We start from the raw sequence: 20,157 nt of genomic DNA, 5'->3' as shown, positions 1-20,157 counted from the left end.
TGCAGATTATTGTCACAGTTATTTAACAAACTTTGGCAAGAAACGGCGGCAGTCATGAAAAACTCCGTCATATTCGCTGTAGCATCCAAGCGCCCTTTCTTCCTCGGGAATCCGGACGGCAAGCACCATGATATTCAGTACTGTAAACAAACAGGCAGTATAATACGCCTGAAACAGCAAAGGAATGACAAGGATTTCAACACAAACAACGAAATAATTCGGGTGCTTCATAAAACGGTACGGACCTTTACGTATAACGTCTGCATTTGGAAGCACGAGTATTTTCGTGTTCCAATACCTGCCCAGTGAGGCAAGTGCCCATATCCTCAAGGCCTGGGAGAAGATAAAAGCAATAAAAATAATCAGCCATTGAGATGATAACCCGTGATTAAAAATGAACTTTTCCATACTAAAGCTAAGCAAAAATAATACATGCATAAGGACAATCCAGCGGTAGTGGACAATGCCAAATTCAAGTGCTCCCTTACTCTTCATCCATTTTTCATTTCTTTTTGCGAAGAAAACCTCTGTTGCACGCTGAAAAATGATGAAACCCATAAAGCTAATAAATGGCAGCAAGTCCTTCATTCAAACCACCTCAATAGAAGCATTTCCGAACTGAAACCCGGTCCAAGAGCGGCACAAAGCCCATTTGATCCACGTGGAATATCCATTTCCATATATTGTTTCAACACATAAAGAATAGTAGCAGAAGACATATTTCCAAAGTTTTTTAACACTTCGAGCGAAACGTCTGTCATCGACGCAGGTATGCCAAGCGATTCAACATAGGCATCCAACACCTTTTTACCGCCTGGATGGGCAATGAAATAGTCTATTTTATCTATTTGAAGCCGATGCACATGTAAAAATTCTTCTGCCACTGGCTTTAGCCAATTATGTACGATTGTTGGTATATCACGAGAAAACCGGACAAACAATCCTTCATTTTTTATATCCCAGCCCATCACATCCAAAGAATCGGGGAGCAATGCGGATTGAACCGCTAAAATGGACGGGTATGTGTTTTTCAAACGAAAATCCCCGATATCGCAGGAATCACCGCATATTAACGCACAGGCAACCCCGTCTGCAAAAAGAGATGTCCCGATTAAATTGCTCTTCGATAGGTCATTTTGCTGAAAGGTTATACTGCAAAGTTCAACAGAAAGAACAAGGACTTTAGCTTTTGGAAAGGCCATGCAATATTCAAAGGCACGGGCAAGACCTGCAGCACCGCCTGCACAGCCCAATCCCCAGATTGGGATTCGTTTCGTGTGGAGATGAAAAGGCAACAGGTTCATTATTCGTGCTTCAATACTTGGAGTTGCAATCCCTGTGGTGGAAATATAAAAAATGGCATCAATGTCTTCGTAAGGAATTTTTTTCTTAAGAAATTGATTGTTGTCTAGACATTTTACAACTGCCTCCCTCCCGAGGGTAACGGCCGATTCGATGTAGACATTGTTCTTTTCCTCAAAGGAATGATTCTCCTGAAACCAGCCTACGGGATTTACAAAATGTCTTTTCTCAATAAGTCCATTTTCAAAAGCCTTTAATAACCGCCCAATTTCTTTAAATGAACCAGAAAACAATTCCCTGGCGAACTCTGTCGCCTGAGTCTGTTTAATTTCATATGGAGGAATAACTTCTGCAACGGAAAGAATTGTAGGCATACATCATTCTCCTTATCCAAAGGTAAGGGTATTTTTTGCCAAATTGGAGAAAATTATTCCAGACACAAAAAAAACTTCCCCATTCGGAGAAGTAAACGTTTTGAAGGTTGTTGTTGTTGTGCATGTTTATTATATCTTGTAATAGTTATTCCTTCATTATATAAACTTTTCCAATTCTCTAACTTAACCTGACTCTTATTTTTCCGGTTGCTTTTGAACCTCAATTTTTATTTTATTTCCCGCCAACGTCCCGCAAACCTTACATATTTCAATCTTATTATACAAAAGACAGCAATGGTCACAATAATATTTCTCCAAACCAACCACTTCCAAAGAAAAAGATTTTTATTATTATCATATTTTTCCTACAGAGAATTGTGACAAAAAATGAACTGCCGATTATCATTCCGTAATCAAATTATCAATTATCTAAATCACATGCTTGGTGTGATGTTTCACACTTTAGTCACAATTACAGGTGGGTAATTGTGACTTTAATCACTGTTATACCAACTTATTAACATTACCATAGTAGATAACTAAGGAATGAACAATTTGTGAATTCTTGAATTTGATATTTTCCTTTCACAATTGTTTTGTATTATGAAAGAGAAATCATTTATTTACTTTTCATTTTCTGAAGGGAGTGTAGGGGGATGGCAAAGGCGGAACTAAAGACAAAGCACCAAACAGAGATTGAAGACAGTTCTTCTTTAAAGGGGACACTGGCGTCTGTATTCATTCTGGGGCTATTTATCATTGTTTCATGGGTTTCAGTTTACTATCTGTTCGTAGACCGTTTTTAGGAAATAAAGGGGGGAATTACATATGCATATGCATAAATTTGAAAAAATCTGGCTGACGTTTGGAATTGGCTGTCTCGTTGTCTTTTTAACAGTAGTCGGTGTCAGTGCCTTTTACCTTGGCAACAAACCAGCAAGCTGTTTAACTACAATAAATCCGGAAAAAGTTGATACCACAAAACCTTTCGATAAGCCGGGACTTCATAAGGTTGAAGGCAAAGAGTGGGATTATGAACTCGTATTTGTCGCATCTGCTTTCTCTTATAACCCAGCAAAGGTTGAGGTTCCGCTTGGAGCAAAGGTGAAAGTAATCGCTACCACCAAGGACGTTGTCCATGGTTTTGAAATGGCCGGTACCAATATCAATATGATGCTTGAACCGGGCTATGTCAGCGAGTATACAACAACCTTTGACAAGGCCGGCGAATTTCTAGTTGTTTGTAACGAATATTGTGGTACAGGGCACCATTTAATGTTCTCGAAGATTGAGGTGGTTAAATAATGGTTAACACAGCAGCTAAAGTAAAGGTTGACCCACGTGACGCGAAGCTATCCATGGCGCATTTCTTTGTGGCTTTCGGAGCACTCGCTCTCGGTGGTCTGATGGGATTACTACAAACCCTTGTCCGTTCCGGAAAATTTGAACTGCCTTGGGGAATTGGCTACTATCAAATTTTAACAGCGCATGGTGTTTTAATGGGGCTAGTTTTAACAACATTCTTTATCATGGGATTTCAATATGCGGCTGTATCCAGAACTGCGGGAACACATTCTCCGGCAGCCCGACGCACCGGCTGGATTGGTTTCTGGTTAATGACTGCCGGTACCCTTATGTCCGGAACGATGATTCTATTAAATGAAGCATCTGTACTTTATACATTCTATGCACCACTTAAAGCACACTGGATCTTTTATTTAGGATTAACCTTTGTGGTTGTCGGCAGCTGGGTTGATGGCGCCGCACAAATTATGACCTATGCAAAATGGCGGAAAAATAACCCTGGCAAGCCAAGCCCGTTGTTAAGCTTTATGGCTGTTATCAATACGGTGATGTGGATTGTGGCTACATTAGGGGTTGCTGCAACTGTTCTATTCCAATTGCTACCTTGGTCTTTAGGTTTAGTAGATACTGTTGATGTTCTAATCAGCCGTACGTTATTCTGGTATTTCGGTCACCCGCTAGTGTATTTCTGGCTATTGCCTGCATATATGTGCTGGTATGCAATTATCCCAAAAATTATCGGCGGAAAAATTTTCTCAGATTCTTTGGCTCGTTTATCTTTTATCTTATTCTTGCTTTTCTCAATTCCGGTTGGTTTCCACCACCAGTTGACAGAACCGGGTATTGATCCGGCTTGGAAATTTATTCAGGTTATCTTAACATTCATGGTTATTATCCCGTCCTTAATGACAGCCTTCTCTCTGTTCGCAACGTTTGAGAGATATGGCCGTTCTAAAGGAGCTACTGGTTTATTTGGCTGGTTTAAAGTGCTTCCTTGGAATGATGCCCGTTTCACAGTTCCATTCATCGGTATGGCTTCATTTATTCCTGCCGGTGCCGGAGGTATCATCAATGCTTCCAACCAAATGGACCAGGTTGTCCATAATACCATCTGGGTAACAGGACACTTCCATTTGACAGCAGCAACTTCCGTCGTACTGACATTCTTCGGAATTTCATATTGGCTCGTGCCGCACTTAACAGGCCGCAAGCTGACTAAAGCGATGAACAAATTAGGTATTATCCAAGCATGGGTATGGTTTATCGGGATGGCATTCATGTCCGGTGCAATGCACTTCCAAGGACTGCTTGGCGGACCAAGACGTTCTGCATTCTCCACGTATGGTGACTCCAAGCAGGCGCTTGAGTGGATTCCTTACCAAATTGCCCAGGCAGTTGGCGGAACGATTTTATTCCTTGGCATAATATTAGTATTAGTTATTTTCATTAATCTTGCCTTCTTTGCACCAAAAGGTGAAGAAGAATTCCCTGTCGGCGAAGCAGAAAATCTGCAGGAAAAAGCACCAATGGTATTTGAAAACTGGAAATTATGGCTTGGCATAACTGCTGCCTTAATCCTGTTCGCTTACACAATACCATTCATTGATATCATTCAAAATGCACCACCTGGATCCAAAGGATTTAAGACGTGGTAATGACAAAAGGCTTCAATCCAAACGATTGAAGCCCTCAGGCTGTCGAGAAACTATCGACAGCCTTTTATTTTTGCTTATTTTCTTTTATAATTCACCACGTTAATTTTTTTATAATATTACTAATATAAATGATTCTCAACAAGTCTGTTGATTGCCGCTCCAGGCACTTCGCTTTCCGCGGGCGTGCCGGGGAGCCTCCTCATCGCTTCGCTCCTGCGGGGTCTCCCCTGCCCCGTACTCCCGCAGGAGTCTTCGTGCCTTCCGCGCCAATCAACAGGTGTATTCAATTTAGTCCTTCAACTCCAATAATATAAGTGTTGAATTTAATGTTTAAGCCAAAAGAGTATAGCCAAAGTGAATATGAATTTGTTTCTATTAAAAAATTGGTTCCAGATGATCATGGGCTTCGCTATTGCCAGTTGCGGGGATTGATTAATGTAAGAGAACAGGCTCTTCTTACTCCAGACTGCCAAAATATGAAAAGATTGAAACACACTTATCAAGAATGGAAAATGTGTGTTTCAATACTTAGGTTGATTTGCCTCCCTGTTGATTGGAGCGGAGGGCACTCGACTCCTGCGGGATAGAGAGGTCACTGGAGACCCCGCAGGCGCTTTCAGCGCCGAGGAGGCTCCAGGAGCTCCCCGCGGAAAGCGAGTGCCCGGAGCGGAAATCAACAGGCCAGTTTGCAGGGATAAACAATAAAAGTTTGGTAATTTAGGTTTGGACAAAATAAAAAATTGTCGAGAAAAAGACCCTTTCTCGACAATCTGAGGCTTTCAATCTAAACGATTGAAGCCCTTTGTTTTCTTGCGGGTATATTGATGATGGTTACTGATAACAAAATAATAATCACACCAATTGCTTGGAACATACCAAAGCTTTCCTTATAAAGAAAAACGCTCAATATGGTGGCGACCATCGGTTCAACTGTTGCGATAATTGCCGCAATACTCGCGTCTGTTTTCTCTAGCCCCTTTGTATATAACAAATAGGCAATGACAGTTGGAAACAGGCCTAAGCCAATTCCATAAAACAGGACCTCATTGCTAAGCAACAGGCTCCCCTTTTTCCATAGCGCCGTAAATGGAATTAAGCCCATAGACGCCACTAAAAAAGTATAAAAGGTAACCGTAAATGAAGAATATTTTTCTAACGCAAATTTCCCGAAAATGCTGTATAAAGCATAACCAAAGCCGGCGCCGAGGCCAGTTACAATACCAATTAAAGTGATGGATGATGCCGCACCCGAATTCATACCGGCTATAAAGATACACCCAACAAGAGTACCCGCCACTGACATGATCTTCAGCCCAGTTAATTTCTCTTTTAAAAACATAAACGATAATACTGTGACAAATGCAGGTGCAGTATATAAAAGAATTACCGCAATCGAAAGATTCATTTCATTGACAGAAGTGAAATAGCACCAATTAAATAGCACAATACTAAAGATTCCCGTCCCAGTAAATAGCTTAATATCACTAAGGTTAACCCTAAGGTTGGGCCTGTATTTACAAATTCCTATTACTCCAAGCAAAATGGCAGCCGTGACGACCCTGATGGTGACGATTTCCATCGAAGTAAACCCTAGGCTGGCGAGCTTCCGTACAAAGATGGCGATGATTCCCCATAAAGAGGCACTGATTGCAATGAAGAATATCGACGATGGTCTGCTCAATTTAACTGATAAACCTTTCCATATTTCTCATAGAGATAATCAATCAAATACTTGGCATCTAAACCTTCACCTGTTACCTCCTGCAGGATTTCAAGCGGTTTTTTTAGTTTGCCGTGCTGATGGATGTGATTCGTTAGCCATTCTTTGATCGGAAGCAGATTCCCTTCTTCAAGAAGCTGGTCGTAATTCGGAAGGTCCTCAAGCATTTTATGCTTAAATTGGGCTGCATACATATAGCCTAAAGCATACGAAGGAAAGTAGCCAAAGCTTCCACCTGCCCAATGAACGTCCTGAAGAACACCCTCGCCATCGTGTCCAGGGCGGATTCCTAGGTACTTCAGATACATGTCATTCCAAACTTTCGGAAGGTCTGAAACCTCTATTTCATCATTAAACAATCCCTTTTCAATTTCGTAACGGATAATTATATGAAGCGGATAGGTAAGTTCGTCTGCTTCAATCCTTATAAAAGAAGGCTTTGACTCATTGATGGCCCGATAAAAACCCTTAATATTCACTTGATCGAATTGACCATTTGCGTATTTTTTCAGCAGATCAAAATTCTTTTTCCAAAAAGGCAGGCTCCGGCCAAGAATATTTTCATAGAAAAGCGATTGCGATTCATGAATCCCCATAGAGGTTCCTGTGCATAATGGTGTACCAATTAACTCTTTGGAAATATTCTGTTCGTATAAGGCATGCCCGCCTTCATGGATGGTGCCAAAAACAGCGGTCCGAAAATCATGTTCATCATACTTTGTAGTAACGCGGACATCGCCAGGATTTAAACCAGTCGCAAAAGGGTGGACGGTTTCATCAAGCCTGCCAGCATTAAAGTCGTATCCCATTTGCGCTAAGATTTCCAAGCTGAATTCCCGCTGCTTTTCCTTAGGGAATCGATGGAACAAAAAATCAGTTTTAGGTTTGTGGCTGGATTCCGAAATCTGTTTTACTAACGGAACAATTTTGTCCTTCAGTTCTCCAAAAACTTGATCTAAAACCTCAACGGTCAAGCCCGGTTCGTACATATCTAATAAAACGTTATATTTATTCCCTTCATAACCCCAGTAGCCGATAAATCGCTTTGTCATTGAAACCAGCTTCTCTAAGTATGGCTTGAACATATTAAAGTCAGCTTTTTCTTTAGCCTCTTCCCAAACACTCTCGGCATTTGATTGGAGAATGACAAATTCTCTGTATTCCTCTGCAGGAATTTTTTTGTTTAACTCATAGTTCTTTTTGCATTCTTCAAGAATTTTTTTTGTTCTATCGGACAATTCAGCTTTTGAAAGTCCTGCTATGTAGGCTGCCATTTCCTCTGATGTCGACATTTTAAATACCTCGGAGGACAGCACGCCGATCACTTCTGACCTCTGCCCCACTCCCTGTTTAGGAGCGCCTGTCCGTAAGTCCCAGTAAATTAAACCAAGGGCTTCGTGATATGCGGTCATTTTCTTGACATACTCTAAGAATTCCTTTTCAAATTGCACTGTATTCATTGTCTTTCCCCCTTTCTCGCTATAAATTTTAACATATTTCTGACAAATCATGCGGATAAAAAAAACAACAGAAACGAATTTCTGATGTAAAATAGGTTTATAGGAAAAAAGAGGTTTTAACTGAAAAAATAAATAGAAACAAATTTTAGATTGGGCGAAGACACAAAGTCAAGTAAGAACGGAGCCTCAAAAAATTACCTCTTGTTAACGGCGACCTTCCAAACTTCAGGGCCTTCTTCAAGGTATTCCCAAGAAAATTGCTCTGGTCTTTCCATCATAAATTGGTAAAGCAGCGGTCTTGGATCATGGTCGTTGACAATCTGCATGGTTTCACCTGATGCCAATTCATCAAATGCCCTAAAGATGGTTGGATGCTTTTCTCTTGGTGGATAATCTGGTACATTGATAACTTTTGCGTAGGTTTGCATCATTATCACTCCTTTAATTGGGTTAACTTCTCTTTTATTATAGAAAAACTTAGGTTAGGACTTAGTGAGTACCATCACAGCTGAAATATGATTTTGTTCATAAGGGAGGCAAGTCTAAATGAAAGAATTAGTTGGTTTATGTAAATGCTGTGGGAAAGAGATTTATTGTTTGGATGGATTCTTTAATGGAGTGATTACCGAGGATAAACAGTCATATTGCTTCGACTGCTACGAAGAAGTGAAAGAAGAGAAAAATCCGCAAAGCTAAAGCCTTGCGGATTTTTGCTATTAATCTTCATCGATTCCTTTCCGTTTTTCAAGCCGAGTTGTATTAAGTCCTAAAAAAAATGGCACAATAGTGACTTTTATCACTCATATCACTTTTTGTATACTTTTTCACAAATTTGTCACATTGAGAATTATTTTCATTAAAATCCAACGAGCTATGACGCTCATCACATATCTTATGGGATTACACTGCTACAATGTTATTAAACAAACGATAAAAGAGGTGTTGATTGTATGGAACAAAGAATAATTGAACTAGATGTCCGTGAGGATATAAAGAATAAACTCGAACCATTTCAAAAGATTATGGAGGCAGTAAAGGAATTAAATAATGATGGAGATGTGTTCATACTTCATGCACCGTTTAAGCCGATGCCACTATTTACTGTCTTAAAAGCAAAGGGCTTTACCCATGAAGAAGAAGAATTAGAGAAAAAGCATTGGAAAGTAGTTTTTACAAAGAAAAGCTAAAAGTGATTTGGAGTGTGATCTGCAATGATCTTAGATAATCGCTGCCTCGAACCACCGCAGCCGATGATGCGAACCTTAGCCGCTTTAGAAGGTTTAGGCGAAGGGGAAGTTTTAACGATAATTAATGATAGAAGACCGATGTTTCTATATGAACAGCTTGAAGAATTAGGATATCAACAAAGAACAGAACAACAACCAGACGGAAGTTTTAAAATAGAAATCTTCCGCTAGGAAGGTGAGTCGAATGCTTCCTCAGAATTTAGGAACTGAAACAAATATTAAGCTCCCTTTTTCATTTATTCTTTTTAGTTTAATTGCCCTTGTTGCCTCACAGATTCTGCTGTTAGCAAATGGGCATATGATGACGGATGGAACTTTTCGCATACCTGAAATTTGGTCGGCAGCCCATCTTCTAATCCTAGGCTGGGCCTTAATGGTGGCGATGGGTGCAATGTACCAGCTTGTTCCGGTTGCGTTTTTGACGAAAATTTGGAATGAGAAATTTGGATTTGTCCAATTTTTCATCACCGCGGCAGGGATTACCTCTTTTTCGGCGATGCTCTACTTCGCGCCGCAAAATGCCGTCATTCCTGGTGTCATTACGCTTATCGGAATCTTCATGTTCTTATTCCAGATGCTAATGACGCTAAGAACACAAGCAAACCCTAACATTCTCACTGCTTTTGTGGGTACGGCTTTAGTTTGCTTGTTTTTGACCATCTTCTTGGGAATTACAATGATTTACAGTATGAAAACAGGCTTTCTCGGCGAACATTACCAAGCCATTTTTAAAAGCCATCTTTTATTGGGGTTAACCGGCTGGTTTACTCTATTAATCTTTGGCTTTTCTTATAAGATGGTGCCGATGTTTTCTTTGGCCCATGGTTTTCCAATGGTGCAATCAAGATATGTATATGGAATTTATGTATCCGGGCTTGTCTTGACAATCATTTCTTTCTATAGCGATAGCAGTATTTTATTAAAAAATGGATTCTTCCTGCTATTTGCCGGCTTTTCCATTTTCAGTTGGCATATCAGGATTATCGTTAAAAAGAGGTTAAAGAAAAAGCTCGATAAACCATTTTCCTTCGCCCTTTCGGCGATTGGCCTTGGGAATGTGATTCATGCAGCCGCCTTTATGGTCTTGCTCAGCAGCAAGTTTGCCAGTCTTATCGGGCCGCTACTATATTGCTATATACTGTTGTGGATTGTCCTAAGTATTGTCGGATATTTATATAAAATCGTTCCATTCCTGTGGTGGACCTATAAATACAGCAAGGAAATCGGAAAGGCTAAAGTTCCTTCGTTGAAGGAAATGATGAATGAAAAATTGATTGTGCCAGTCTTATCGGTATTCATTGGCTCAGTACTAGTTGTCTTTTTGGCACTTGTATTAAAAACAACGATTCTCTTTAATTTGGGCCAATTTGTCCTGTCTGTAGCGATGCTTATTATTGCAAGCAGTATATTCAGTGTTCTAAAAAAATAATGAGGTGAGTTACGATGAATCTAGAGGAGAAAATTTTTGAAGAATTAAAAAGTGTATATGACCCGGAGTTAGGCATCAATGTTGTAGATTTAGGGTTAATTTATAGTGTGGGGATTACAGAAGAAAATGATGTTTCGATTACGATGACACTGACCACTCCTGGCTGTCCGCTTCACAATAGTATCACAAGCGGAGTCCGTTATTGTGTCGAAGGAATCGAGGAAGTAAACAAGGTTGACGTTAACCTTGTTTGGCAGCCTGCCTGGTCACCGGATAAAATGACCGAAGACGGCCGCCGCGCCCTTGGCAGATAGCAAAAAGAGGCTGGCAATTCATTGTCAGCCTCTTTTTTCCTTCCTTACCCTTCAATTGCTTTAGTCGGCAATACTTCTTTTATCTTTTGCAGTACATCTGGTTCTAGAGGTTCTTCCAACAGGATATGGACAGTGCCTTGATCCTGTTCACTTCTTATCAGCCGGCCCACTCCTTGCCGTAATCTAAGCAACATGTAAGGAAGGTCCACCTCATTAAATGGGTCAGCCATTCCTTCCTTTTTGGCCGAAAAAACGGGGTCATTCGGCGGGAAGGGCAGTGAAAAAATCAGGACATTTTCCAGTGAGCGGCCGGGGATGTCAAGACCCTCCCATAGATGGATGGAGCAAAGCACCGAATTTTCCTCATTTTGAAACTTGGAGACTAGTGTGCTAATCTCCTCATCACCTTCAAAGTAGATTGGAAACTGCTGCTCATCTTTAAGCTGTTCCTTTAAATTCCTCATTTCATCACGATTATTTAAAAGAATAAGAGCCCGCCCTTCTGTCAATCTGACTTTCTCGATCACATAATCGATTTTTTTATTGATGGCATCTTGTTTAAAAGATGGCAGGAATACCTTCATTTTCTCGTCATAATCAAATGGGGAAGCAACCGAACAGGAAAGGTAATCATCAATCCCTAAACTGGACGCGATATAATCAAAAGATTTCTGATTGGACATGGTGGCGGATGAGAAGATATAAGGCTTTTTCTGTGAAAATACCTCTTCCCGCAAAACCTCCTCCACCATTTTCGGCATGATGACAAGGGTACGCTCACCACTGCTTTCTTCCAGCCAAGTAATTCCATTTATCTCTTGAAGGAAGAGTGATAAGGAATACGTGATTTGCTCCAAGTATTCCTCAACAATTTTTAAATCATATTCGTTGATAACAAACATTTCACTTTCAAAGACAAGTTCCTCTTCCAATGACTGCAATGTCGAAAGAAGTTTGCGGCAATTTTTCATAACCAAAGGGTGCCTATGAATGATCTCTTTATCAGATCCCATTGCGGGTTGTGAAAACTGTGCAAGGCAATCGAAGAATTCATCATTATCCACAAGCGCTTGTTCTATCGTATAAAGTGTTTTTTCGCGGACTTCATTTTCCATCAGTCTGGTTAAGAGTGTATCAAGTGTGTAATCTGTAAACCGGTAGCTTAGCGCCTTTTGTGCCGCATATTCAAGCAAATGCCCTTCATCAAATACCACTGATGAATGTTCCGGCAATAGCGGCAGCTGGCCCTCCCGTTTTCGGGCCTCTTTTGTCCAAACATGCTCCATATAAAAATCATGGGAACAAATAATTATATCCTTTGCGTGCCGATAGAATTCACGGTGTAAGGTGAGACCACAACGATGGCGCTTTTCACATGAGAAACAGTCCTGGAGCTTATCCCAGCTGACAGTTTGCCATACTTCATCGGAAAGAGCCGGATAGTCTCTTCTGTCGCCATACTTTTCAAATTGCAGCATGGAACCTTCCATATGGACAAAATCAGGAAGATTCTCATAAATATCAAGAACGTCATCCGAATAATGACTATTCCTGCCATTCTCGAGCTTTTTTAAGCATAAGTATTGATCCTGCGATTTGGCCAGACGGACATCGATTTGCAAATTAAGAGCTTGCTCAAGCTTGGCGATATCTCCTTCCTTCTTTACCAGCTGCTCAATTAATGTCTCATCAGCACAGGCAATCACAGCCGGCCGGTTTGTATAACGGGCATACATAATGGCATAGAGCAAATAAACGATTGTTTTGCCTGTCCCTACTCCGGCTTCAGCAAACATGACCTTTTTCTCTTTAAATGCTTTTTCAAGCTGAAAGGCCATGTAGATTTGTTCATCGCGGATTTCAAACCCGGATTCCGGCAAAATGTCATAGAAGACGTCACCAATCCATTCGCCTAACTTATCATAAAATGTTTCTGTTTTCGAAACTGTAAATGGCATGCGGCTTTGCATCCTATCCCTCCAAAAAGAAAAGCGTCAAAAGACGCTAAATTATTTCTCAATTATTGTTATTTTGCCTTGGCTGCCTTTTTCCCCAGTATTGGTAATAATCTGTTTTGATAAATCCGTTGAACAGCTTTCGTTTCTTTGTGGCCGGCTTGCCATATAGTTGTTCGAAATCCTCGTTTGAGGTCAAGATGTAAATCGACCAGGTATCAAGCGGGCTAAAGGCTTTGCCCATTTCCCGATACATTTGCTCCACTTCGGCCTTTTCTCCCAATCTTTCTCCATATGGCGGATTGCCAATAATCACACCGTATTCCTTTTTCGTTGAAATATCTTTTACCTGCATTTGTTTAAACTGAATCAGGTCGCCAAAACCTGCTTCGAAGGCGTTTTCCTGTGCCATTTTGACCATCCGATGATCAATATCCGAGCCGCTTATATCAAGCGGTGTATCGTATTTTGCCAGGTCCTCTGCCTCTGTCCTAACTTCATCCCAAACCCTTGAAGGCATCCAGTTCCAGCTCTCGGAAACAAAATCCCGATTAAAACCAGGTGCGATATTTTGGCCAATCAGGGCCGCTTCGATTGGAATCGTTCCCGACCCGCAAAAAGGATCGATAAAGGGACGGTCTGGCCGCCAATTGGTCAGCAAAATAAGCGCCGCCGCCATTGTTTCCTTTAACGGGGCAGCCCCTTGGTCAGCACGATAGCCCCGTTTATGAAGGCCGGTGCCGCTCGCATCAATCGTAATAGTGGCGGTATCTTTTAACAATGCGACTTCGATCCGGTATAAAGCCCCATTCTCGTCAAACCAGGTTTTTTTATACTTCTGTTTCAATCGTTCCACAATGGCTTTTTTAACGATGGCCTGACAATCAGATATACTAAATAGCTTCGATTTCACAGATTTTCCAAGCACCGGAAATTCAGCATCCTCTGGTAAAAACTGCTCCCATGGAAGCGCCTTTGTTTTTTCAAATAATTCATCGAAAGTATACGCCTTGAATTCGCCGACTATAATCTTAATCCTGTCTGCTGTGCGGAGCCATAAATTACTCCTAGCGATGGCATATTCATCCCCGCTGAAGATTACCTTTCCATTATCCACCTGACAGTCGTAGCCAAGCGCCCTGACCTCCTGAGCGACAAGCGCCTCCAACCCCATGGCTGCGGTTGCTATAATTTGATATTTTCCCATTCTTTCACCCTTAATCGTTTATGTATCAATAATTGTAAAGTTTGATTTCCCAATATCATTATGGACTAAAAACAACCTCCGGATTCAGTTAACAAATAAAAAGCCCTCCCGTTTAAGGAGAGCTGTTCATTTCCATCAAAACTATCCATTAATAACGTTCTATAAGCCATGTTCTGTACCTCCGTACTGCAAACGACTTACAAGTCTCGTACTGAGGCGGTAATCATCTATCTACAGATTCACGTGGAACCTGTCCTTCTCCTCGTTGATTTCCGATAGAGAAAGTGCCCCTACCATAATTTGGGTTTCTCGCTCGTGGGGTTTACCCGTTCCACCCTCCTCATTTCTAAGGAGGTAATCGTCACTGTGGCACTTTTAAAGGTACACCTACCATATCCTAAGGACTTAGGTATTTTCCCAGCCGTCAACCGAATGAGCTACCCGGCTGCCCTAGCTTATGAATTCGCTAGGCACGAACACTACGAGCATCTCAGCTCGTGCGAGCATGGACTTTCCTCTGCAAGAAGACTTGCAGCGATTACCCGAACGTCATTAACGTTACATTGTCTATTATATGTATATCGTTCAGCATTATCAATGGTTATTCAAAGGAAATGAGGGTATTATTTGTTATTCATAAAGCTTGCTGCCGAATACATGCTTTTCAAGATTAGACAGGCGCTTTAAAATATCAAAATTGGTTGTCCCAGCAGGCTGTGCTGCAGGTTGCCTTTTTGCTGTATCTTCCAGCTGTTTGCGAAGCCTTAGATTTTCTTGCTGAAGATCTTCTATTTCCTGATGGAAAGTACCATAATCTTTAATAATCAAATCTAAAAACTTATCAACATCTTCTTGTCTATAACCACGTACGCCAGTTTTGAACTCTTTTTCCAAAATATCCTTTGCAGTTAGTTTCACTTTATCTGACAGCATTCCAATCACCTCAAGTTTAGCCAATCATTACCTATTATTTTTTCAAATATAAGCGGTTTTGTCAATTTTCATTTACAGTAAAGTAATTCAGCAGACATTATATTCTATTTAGTATATTCTAAAATATTCGAGCAGGATTAAAAATCAGACTGTTTAAGCTGTTCTTCTTCGACAATCACCTGCAAATCATAAAAGGTAATCAGCTCAATCGAATAGGAATGATTTTTTTGATAATCGACAGCTAGTTCGTATAAATATTTTGGACTTCCTTCCTTTTCCTGGTCATACAAGAGTAGAAGGCCATCACTCTTTTCAATAAAAAATTGATTTTTCAATCGGAATTGCCACGGTTTTTCATAGCCTTTTTTCGTAACTGAATCAATAAAATCCGCTTGCATGAGAACAGATTCGTACCATTCCTTATTGTTTTCATTCCAAGATGCTTCTTGATTAAAAAAAGGAGTGATAACGGCTAACTTCAAATCCGGAAATTCCTCCTGCAGGTTAAAAACAGTTTCAGCTGCCCAAAGCTCCACTCCTAACTGTCCGCTGATCAGTACCCATTCCAGTCCATCTTCAAGCATAGGCAACAGCGATTTTTTGATAGCCGCTTTAATAAAATTTGCCGATGGATGATCTTTTTTAAAAATCCCTAATTCAAATGGTTTATATCCAGAAATGGCTAATACCTTAAGCAAAAACATTCTCCTCAATGAAAAAATTTTTAAAAAGGGACAAACATTTTATTACCATCAGCATATTATAAAGTAACAAAATAAAAAACAAGGGCTAAAAGCCCTTGTAAGATTAGTCAAACTTTTAAGGTCTAGGTCCCATATAAGGTCCAGGTCCAAAACCAGGTCCAGGTGCGCCAAAGCCAGGGCCTGCCATACCATAACCCGGCATATTCGGCATTACATTTGGCATCGCATTTGGCAATACGTTTGAAACAGGCATTACTGCTTGCGGTGCACAAGGGTTGCAGCAGTTGATGTGCTGGTGACATACATCCTCACAGCATGAAGATGATTGCGGGCAATAATGTTTATGCTCAAACATATGGTGATTCACAGTAGTTGTGTGAACCGGATGAATATGGGGCACCACCGTTGCAGAAAAAGTATGGTTCACAATGTTCGTCGTCGGATGAACCACCGGCGGGGCAAAATTAGTTCCAAGAAACATATTAAGCTCTCCCTTCTTTTCTTTATTCTGTTTACATTAACAGCCTATGAAAAAAGGGTTACTCTTGTACTAAGGAAAACACCTATTTTTTATAATAATACCGGCTTCCTTGGGTTTATATCCTTATAACATAGTATAAAAGCTATCTTTCATGCTTGTAAAAACAACAGCAGTTAAACAAACAACAACGAAAAATAAAAACAAAATTGCTTTATACATCCTACCCACTCCATAAAGTTTTTGCGCTTTTTTTACACAGCACACAATTTATAATTTTACCTATTAAGACGACAGTAAACAATATGGAATTTCAAATTTTTTAATCAAATTGTGAACTTTTTGTTACATATTTTTAATAACCCTTAAATAAAGAAATTTAACGTGGGCTTTTAGCTATTTTTCGATTCAAACGCTCTTTTCGTGCTTGTAGCTGTTCCATTGAAGCATCCCCTGAAAGATTATGGAAACTAGGGGTTCGCTCACTTATAATGATAGCTTGGCTACAGTATTGAAGAGCTGATTCTAAATCTTTTAATCTATGCTCATAGATTTTAGCCAATTCAATACATGCATCAAGAGCAAGACGCCCCTCTCCAAATTGGACAACCTCAACAAACAAATTTCTTGCTTTGTCCCATTCCCGTTCTTTTTTATGCTGAAACGCAAGAGTAAGCTTTGCTTGGCAAGCTGTAACATCCTGCCCGTCTGTAAGTTTGCCGAGCACTTTCTCTGCTTCATCTTTTTCACCGATAGCCGCAAACCAGCGGCCTACTTCAAAGGTTTCCATTCTGGTGGAGTCGTGGTCTAATCCGCATAATTGAAAGGTCAGATGTGTATACAGAGTGACAAGCGACAATATATCAATTTCATTATGCTTGAGTATGCCAATCATGCCATCGGGCTTTTTGTTTTCAACGAAGTCAAAATAAATCATCGGAGCTAAAAATCCCGGAATATCGTCAACCCTTTCTACCCCGAGAACCTCTTTTTCCACTACTGCTAATTTCAACCGTTCTAACTTGTGCTTCCAGAGTCTTTTGGCAGCGTGAAACAAGTCGAAATGACCAAAAGACGGAAGCCTTGGAACATGCTCTCTTACAAGCGTATGTCTCGTTTTTACCTGCGGCCAGTCAAAGGCTTTCCCATTATAAGTGACAAGTGTCCGATAATTAATCTTTTCTAGAAAGCTTTGGTATAGCGGGACCTCGGCCCCGGGATTTGGGAGGATATGCTGTCTTAAAATCAACTCTTCTCCCTCAATGCTGGCATACCCCAATAAGAAAATGGTATTGCCCGTCCCGCCGCCAAGCCCCGTCGTTTCTGTATCGAAAAAGAATAATTCTTCCGCCTGAAATCCTTTAGCAGATAATGGATGAGCGGCTGATTGCTGGTTCCAGGTTTCCATTGCCGTCAGAAAATCACGAAACCGATAATGGCCGTGCCTTTGATCAAGAGGATATTTTACCTCTCTTATTAAACAGAAGTTTTTGTCTAGATAATAAGGAGAAACATGTTCTAGCTCCCATTGCTCTTTGTAAGGTATCTCAACGGACGTTTCTACTGAAGAGGGAACAGCCTTTTTTTCTGAAGAATTCCCCGTCGACAAGTGGGGCTTTAAGCGATTCAATTTATTTTTTAAAGACATCCTCGCACTCCCCCTTACCGCGATGATGATTCTAAGAACGCATCTAGAATCATTAATGAATCATGTTTCGCTTCATCGCCAACTGCATCCGTGCCAATGCATGATGGACACCCTGATTCACATTGACAGCGTTCAATCATTTTTTTACTTTCCAGCAAAACCTCTGTCATCCCTGAATATATTTTTTCACTTAGGCCAATTCCGCCAGGATAGCGGTCATAAAAAAAGATGGTTGGCTTTTCATTATGGTCGGCCTTAACCTGCGGAATGACATGAATATCCTGCGGATCGGCCATGACAAACAAAGGCGCTATTGACCTAAGTGCATGGGCCGTCCCAACAAGTCCTTGCTCGAGCCGAACAGCCCCCAATTCTGAAAGCGCCCTATTAAGCGAAATCCACGTAGCATTCGTATGAAGTTCCTCTTCCGGTAGGTGGATCGGACCGGAACCGATATTCTCATGAGTTTCGAATTTAATTTTTTTAAAAATGGTCGCCATAGCCCTGACGCTGACATCTCCATAACCAATTTCCGCTTCATTGACCGGCTGCAGTTTATCAACCTCAAGTACCTTTAATTGAACCGCTAAATTGGCATCTGTAAAATAATCAACATCCACCTCACGGACAAATGCCTTTTTTTCGTCCCAATCCAGTTTTTCCACTTGAAATTGAGTGCCTTGGTGCAAATAAATGGCCTCATCGTGAAGCAGAGTCATTGCCGAAAAACGGTCCATTTCCCCGATGACCTTTACACTAGCAATATCGGTTTGGTCGACAATGATGACATTTTCTTGTGAAGCGGACCTCAGGCTGATATTGTGGGCCGGAAAAGAGTCGTTCATCCAGTACCATTTATCGCCGTTCCGATATAGAACACGCTCATCAGTTAAGTATTCCAAAAGCTCCTCAGTTCCCACATTACTGAACTTTTCGTCAGCCTTAAATGGTAGCTCGTAGGCGGCACATTTCATATGGTCAATCAATATGATCAAGTTGTCCGGATTAATCCGTGCTGTTTCCGGGCTTTTATTGAAGAAATAATCAGGATTTTGAATGATATATTGATCCAACGGACTCGAGCTTGCCACCATGATGACAAGAGCCTCTCCATGCCGTCTCCCTGCTCGTCCGGCCTGCTGCCAGGCACTAGAGATAGTTCCGGGATAACCTGTCATAATACAAACCTGAAGTTGTCCAATATCGACACCAAGTTCAAGTGCATTCGTACTGACAACACCGTAAATTTCCCCGGAACGCAAGCCTCTTTCAATTTTCCGCCGTTCTGTGGGGAGATAACCGCCGCGATACCCCATAATCGATTTGCTGCCCAATTCGTGTTTCACCAGTTCCTGGAGATACGTTAAGATAATTTCAACTCGTACCCTGCTTCTGGCGAAAACAATCGTTTGGATTTTGTTTTTCAACAGTTCCCCAGCAATTTTCCGAACCTCAAGAGTGGCACTTCTTCTAATGTTTAATGGTTTGTTGACAATTGGCGGATTATAAAAAACAAAATGCTTTGTTCCGCTTGGTGCCCCGTTGTTGTCAATCAGCACCATGTTTTCCTCGGTAAGGTTTTCCGCCAGTTCGAGAGGATTAGCGATCGTCGCAGATGTACAAATAAATACAGGATTGCTTCCATAGTAATGGCAAATCCGTTTTAGCCTCCTAATCACATTTGCCACATGACTGCCAAAAACGCCACGGTACGTATGAAGCTCATCAATCACGACAAATTTGAGATTTTCGAACAAAGACACCCATTTTGTATGGTGGGGAAGGATGCCCGAATGCAGCATATCAGGATTTGTGATGACAACATGGCCTGCTTTTCTGACCCGCTGGCGGATATTTGCCGGCGTATCTCCATCATACGTATAGCTGTTAATATCCATGCCGGCCGCTTGGATAATTTCGTTTATTTCACTTTTTTGATCCTGGGCGAGTGCCTTGGTCGGAAACATATACAGCGCTCGTGTGCTCGGGTCATTTAATATAGATTGAAGAACTGGCAGATTGTAGCAAAGCGTTTTTCCTGATGCCGTGGGTGTAACTGCCACAATACTTCTTCCTGCCATCGTCGCTTCGTATGCTGATCTCTGATGGGTATAGAGCTCGTCTATCCCTTTTTGATTAAGTGCTTCATGCAATAGCGGATGTAAATCCCTAGGACATGTTACCGTTTGGGCTTCTTTCTTGGGGAGTGTATGCCACGCAGCGATATTATCTTTAAAATCCTCATTTACTTTAATATCTGAAAGGATGGCCTGCAAATCTTTTTTCAACTTCATCTAGCTCACCTCATTATTTCTATTTTACCGAATAAACGTTCGGAGAAAAAGAGGAAATTAATATTTTACAATTACCTTATTTTTATTCGGCAACATTTTGTTACAATAGAGATATATCGAACGAAACTGAAG

Annotated in this window: 21 protein-coding genes and 1 other RNA gene; 9 read left to right on the top strand and 13 right to left on the bottom strand. The window is 40.9% G+C overall.

The window, feature by feature from the left end:
* Nucleotides 1–18 precede the first annotated feature (18 nt).
* Both KHA99_RS26205 and KHA99_RS26200 read right to left on the bottom strand, forming a co-directional pair.
* A complete protein-coding gene (locus KHA99_RS26205) occupies nt 19–588 on the bottom strand; it encodes an isoprenylcysteine carboxyl methyltransferase family protein (RefSeq protein WP_213120419.1) in 570 nt (189 codons plus the stop codon).
* A complete protein-coding gene (locus tag KHA99_RS26200; protein WP_213120418.1) occupies nt 585–1,676 on the bottom strand; it encodes a type III polyketide synthase in 1,092 nt (363 codons plus the stop codon). Before KHA99_RS26200 ends, KHA99_RS26205 begins: the two co-directional genes overlap by 4 nt.
* 656 nt (nt 1,677–2,332) lie before the next feature.
* Between KHA99_RS26200 and KHA99_RS26195 the strand changes: the two genes are divergently transcribed.
* From KHA99_RS26195 to KHA99_RS31045, 4 genes are all read left to right on the top strand, one after another.
* Nucleotides 2,333–2,482, top strand: coding sequence for a cytochrome c oxidase subunit 2A (locus tag KHA99_RS26195; RefSeq protein WP_213120417.1), 150 nt, complete (start codon nt 2,333–2,335; stop codon nt 2,480–2,482).
* A 22-nt stretch (nt 2,483–2,504) separates the two neighbouring features.
* A complete protein-coding gene (locus KHA99_RS26190; RefSeq protein ID WP_213120416.1) occupies nt 2,505–2,981 on the top strand; it encodes a cytochrome c oxidase subunit II in 477 nt (158 codons plus the stop codon).
* The gene (locus KHA99_RS26185) at nt 2,981–4,636 is read left to right on the top strand and encodes a b(o/a)3-type cytochrome-c oxidase subunit 1 (RefSeq protein WP_213120415.1); all 1,656 of its coding nucleotides are present in this window, start codon (nt 2,981–2,983) and stop codon (nt 4,634–4,636) included. Before KHA99_RS26190 ends, KHA99_RS26185 begins: the two co-directional genes overlap by 1 nt.
* 326 nt (nt 4,637–4,962) lie before the next feature.
* Complete coding sequence (locus tag KHA99_RS31045) at nt 4,963–5,223, top strand: hypothetical protein (RefSeq protein ID WP_249366982.1); 261 nt, start codon at nt 4,963–4,965, stop codon at nt 5,221–5,223.
* A 197-nt stretch (nt 5,224–5,420) separates the two neighbouring features.
* Here the strand turns inward: KHA99_RS31045 and KHA99_RS26175 are convergent, their stop codons facing one another.
* The 3 genes from KHA99_RS26175 to KHA99_RS26165 all read right to left on the bottom strand — a co-directional run bounded on the left by KHA99_RS26175 (nt 5,421) and on the right by KHA99_RS26165 (nt 8,244).
* On the bottom strand, nt 5,421–6,317 hold the full coding sequence (locus KHA99_RS26175) for a DMT family transporter (protein ID WP_249366898.1): 897 nt from the start codon (nt 6,315–6,317) through the stop codon (nt 5,421–5,423).
* Nucleotides 6,314–7,816, bottom strand: coding sequence for a carboxypeptidase M32 (locus KHA99_RS26170; RefSeq protein ID WP_213120414.1), 1,503 nt, complete (start codon nt 7,814–7,816; stop codon nt 6,314–6,316). The genes KHA99_RS26175 and KHA99_RS26170 overlap by 4 nt, the downstream gene beginning before the upstream one ends.
* Before the next feature lie 194 nt (nt 7,817–8,010).
* Nucleotides 8,011–8,244, bottom strand: coding sequence for a DUF2249 domain-containing protein (locus KHA99_RS26165; protein ID WP_213120413.1), 234 nt, complete (start codon nt 8,242–8,244; stop codon nt 8,011–8,013).
* Nucleotides 8,245–8,362: 118 nt separating this feature from the next.
* Here KHA99_RS26165 and KHA99_RS26160 point away from each other — a divergent pair, with 118 nt between their 5' ends.
* The 5 genes from KHA99_RS26160 (at nt 8,363) to KHA99_RS26140 (ending at nt 10,806) form a co-directional block, all read left to right on the top strand.
* A complete protein-coding gene (locus tag KHA99_RS26160) occupies nt 8,363–8,512 on the top strand; it encodes a hypothetical protein (protein WP_213120412.1) in 150 nt (49 codons plus the stop codon).
* A 254-nt stretch (nt 8,513–8,766) separates the two neighbouring features.
* On the top strand, nt 8,767–9,003 hold the full coding sequence (locus KHA99_RS26155) for a DUF2249 domain-containing protein (protein WP_213120411.1): 237 nt from the start codon (nt 8,767–8,769) through the stop codon (nt 9,001–9,003).
* Between the two features lie 24 nt (nt 9,004–9,027).
* Entirely contained in the window at nt 9,028–9,234 is a 207-nt protein-coding gene (locus tag KHA99_RS26150) for a DUF2249 domain-containing protein (RefSeq protein WP_213120410.1), read from the top strand.
* A gap of 13 nt (nt 9,235–9,247) precedes the next feature.
* Entirely contained in the window at nt 9,248–10,492 is a 1,245-nt protein-coding gene (locus KHA99_RS26145) for a hypothetical protein (protein WP_213120409.1), read from the top strand.
* 14 nt (nt 10,493–10,506) lie between these two features.
* Entirely contained in the window at nt 10,507–10,806 is a 300-nt protein-coding gene (locus KHA99_RS26140) for a metal-sulfur cluster assembly factor (protein ID WP_213120408.1), read from the top strand.
* A 44-nt stretch (nt 10,807–10,850) separates the two neighbouring features.
* On the opposite strand, the gene KHA99_RS26135 is transcribed toward KHA99_RS26140, so the two are convergent.
* The 8 genes from KHA99_RS26135 to KHA99_RS26100 all read right to left on the bottom strand — a co-directional run bounded on the left by KHA99_RS26135 (nt 10,851) and on the right by KHA99_RS26100 (nt 20,025).
* Nucleotides 10,851–12,776 carry an ATP-dependent DNA helicase gene (locus KHA99_RS26135; RefSeq protein WP_213120407.1) on the bottom strand — a complete coding sequence of 642 codons (1,926 nt, stop codon included), beginning with the start codon at nt 12,774–12,776 and terminating at the stop codon, nt 10,851–10,853.
* 46 nt (nt 12,777–12,822) lie between these two features.
* Nucleotides 12,823–13,968: a THUMP domain-containing class I SAM-dependent RNA methyltransferase gene (locus KHA99_RS26130; RefSeq protein ID WP_213120406.1), complete on the bottom strand. Its 1,146-nt coding sequence runs from the start codon at nt 13,966–13,968 to the stop codon at nt 12,823–12,825.
* A 157-nt stretch (nt 13,969–14,125) separates the two neighbouring features.
* Nucleotides 14,126–14,518: RNase P RNA component class B (rnpB, locus tag KHA99_RS26125), an RNA gene on the bottom strand.
* An 80-nt stretch (nt 14,519–14,598) separates the two neighbouring features.
* The gene (gene gpsB / locus KHA99_RS26120) at nt 14,599–14,901 is read right to left on the bottom strand and encodes a cell division regulator GpsB (protein WP_213120405.1); all 303 of its coding nucleotides are present in this window, start codon (nt 14,899–14,901) and stop codon (nt 14,599–14,601) included.
* A 137-nt stretch (nt 14,902–15,038) separates the two neighbouring features.
* Nucleotides 15,039–15,605: an SLOG family protein gene (locus KHA99_RS26115; protein WP_307852185.1), complete on the bottom strand. Its 567-nt coding sequence runs from the start codon at nt 15,603–15,605 to the stop codon at nt 15,039–15,041.
* A gap of 115 nt (nt 15,606–15,720) precedes the next feature.
* Entirely contained in the window at nt 15,721–16,086 is a 366-nt protein-coding gene (locus KHA99_RS26110; RefSeq protein WP_213120403.1) for a CotD family spore coat protein, read from the bottom strand.
* A 376-nt stretch (nt 16,087–16,462) separates the two neighbouring features.
* Nucleotides 16,463–17,731 carry a ribonuclease H-like domain-containing protein gene (locus tag KHA99_RS26105; protein WP_213120402.1) on the bottom strand — a complete coding sequence of 423 codons (1,269 nt, stop codon included), beginning with the start codon at nt 17,729–17,731 and terminating at the stop codon, nt 16,463–16,465.
* 14 nt (nt 17,732–17,745) lie between these two features.
* Entirely contained in the window at nt 17,746–20,025 is a 2,280-nt protein-coding gene (locus KHA99_RS26100; protein WP_213120401.1) for a DEAD/DEAH box helicase, read from the bottom strand.
* Between the last annotated feature and the right edge of the window lie 132 nt (nt 20,026–20,157).

It is taken from the genome of Neobacillus rhizophilus (assembly GCF_018343535.1).
Lineage (GTDB): Bacteria > Bacillota > Bacilli > Bacillales > Cytobacillaceae > Neobacillus > Neobacillus rhizophilus.
This window is presented reverse-complemented; position numbering and strand designations above follow the sequence as displayed.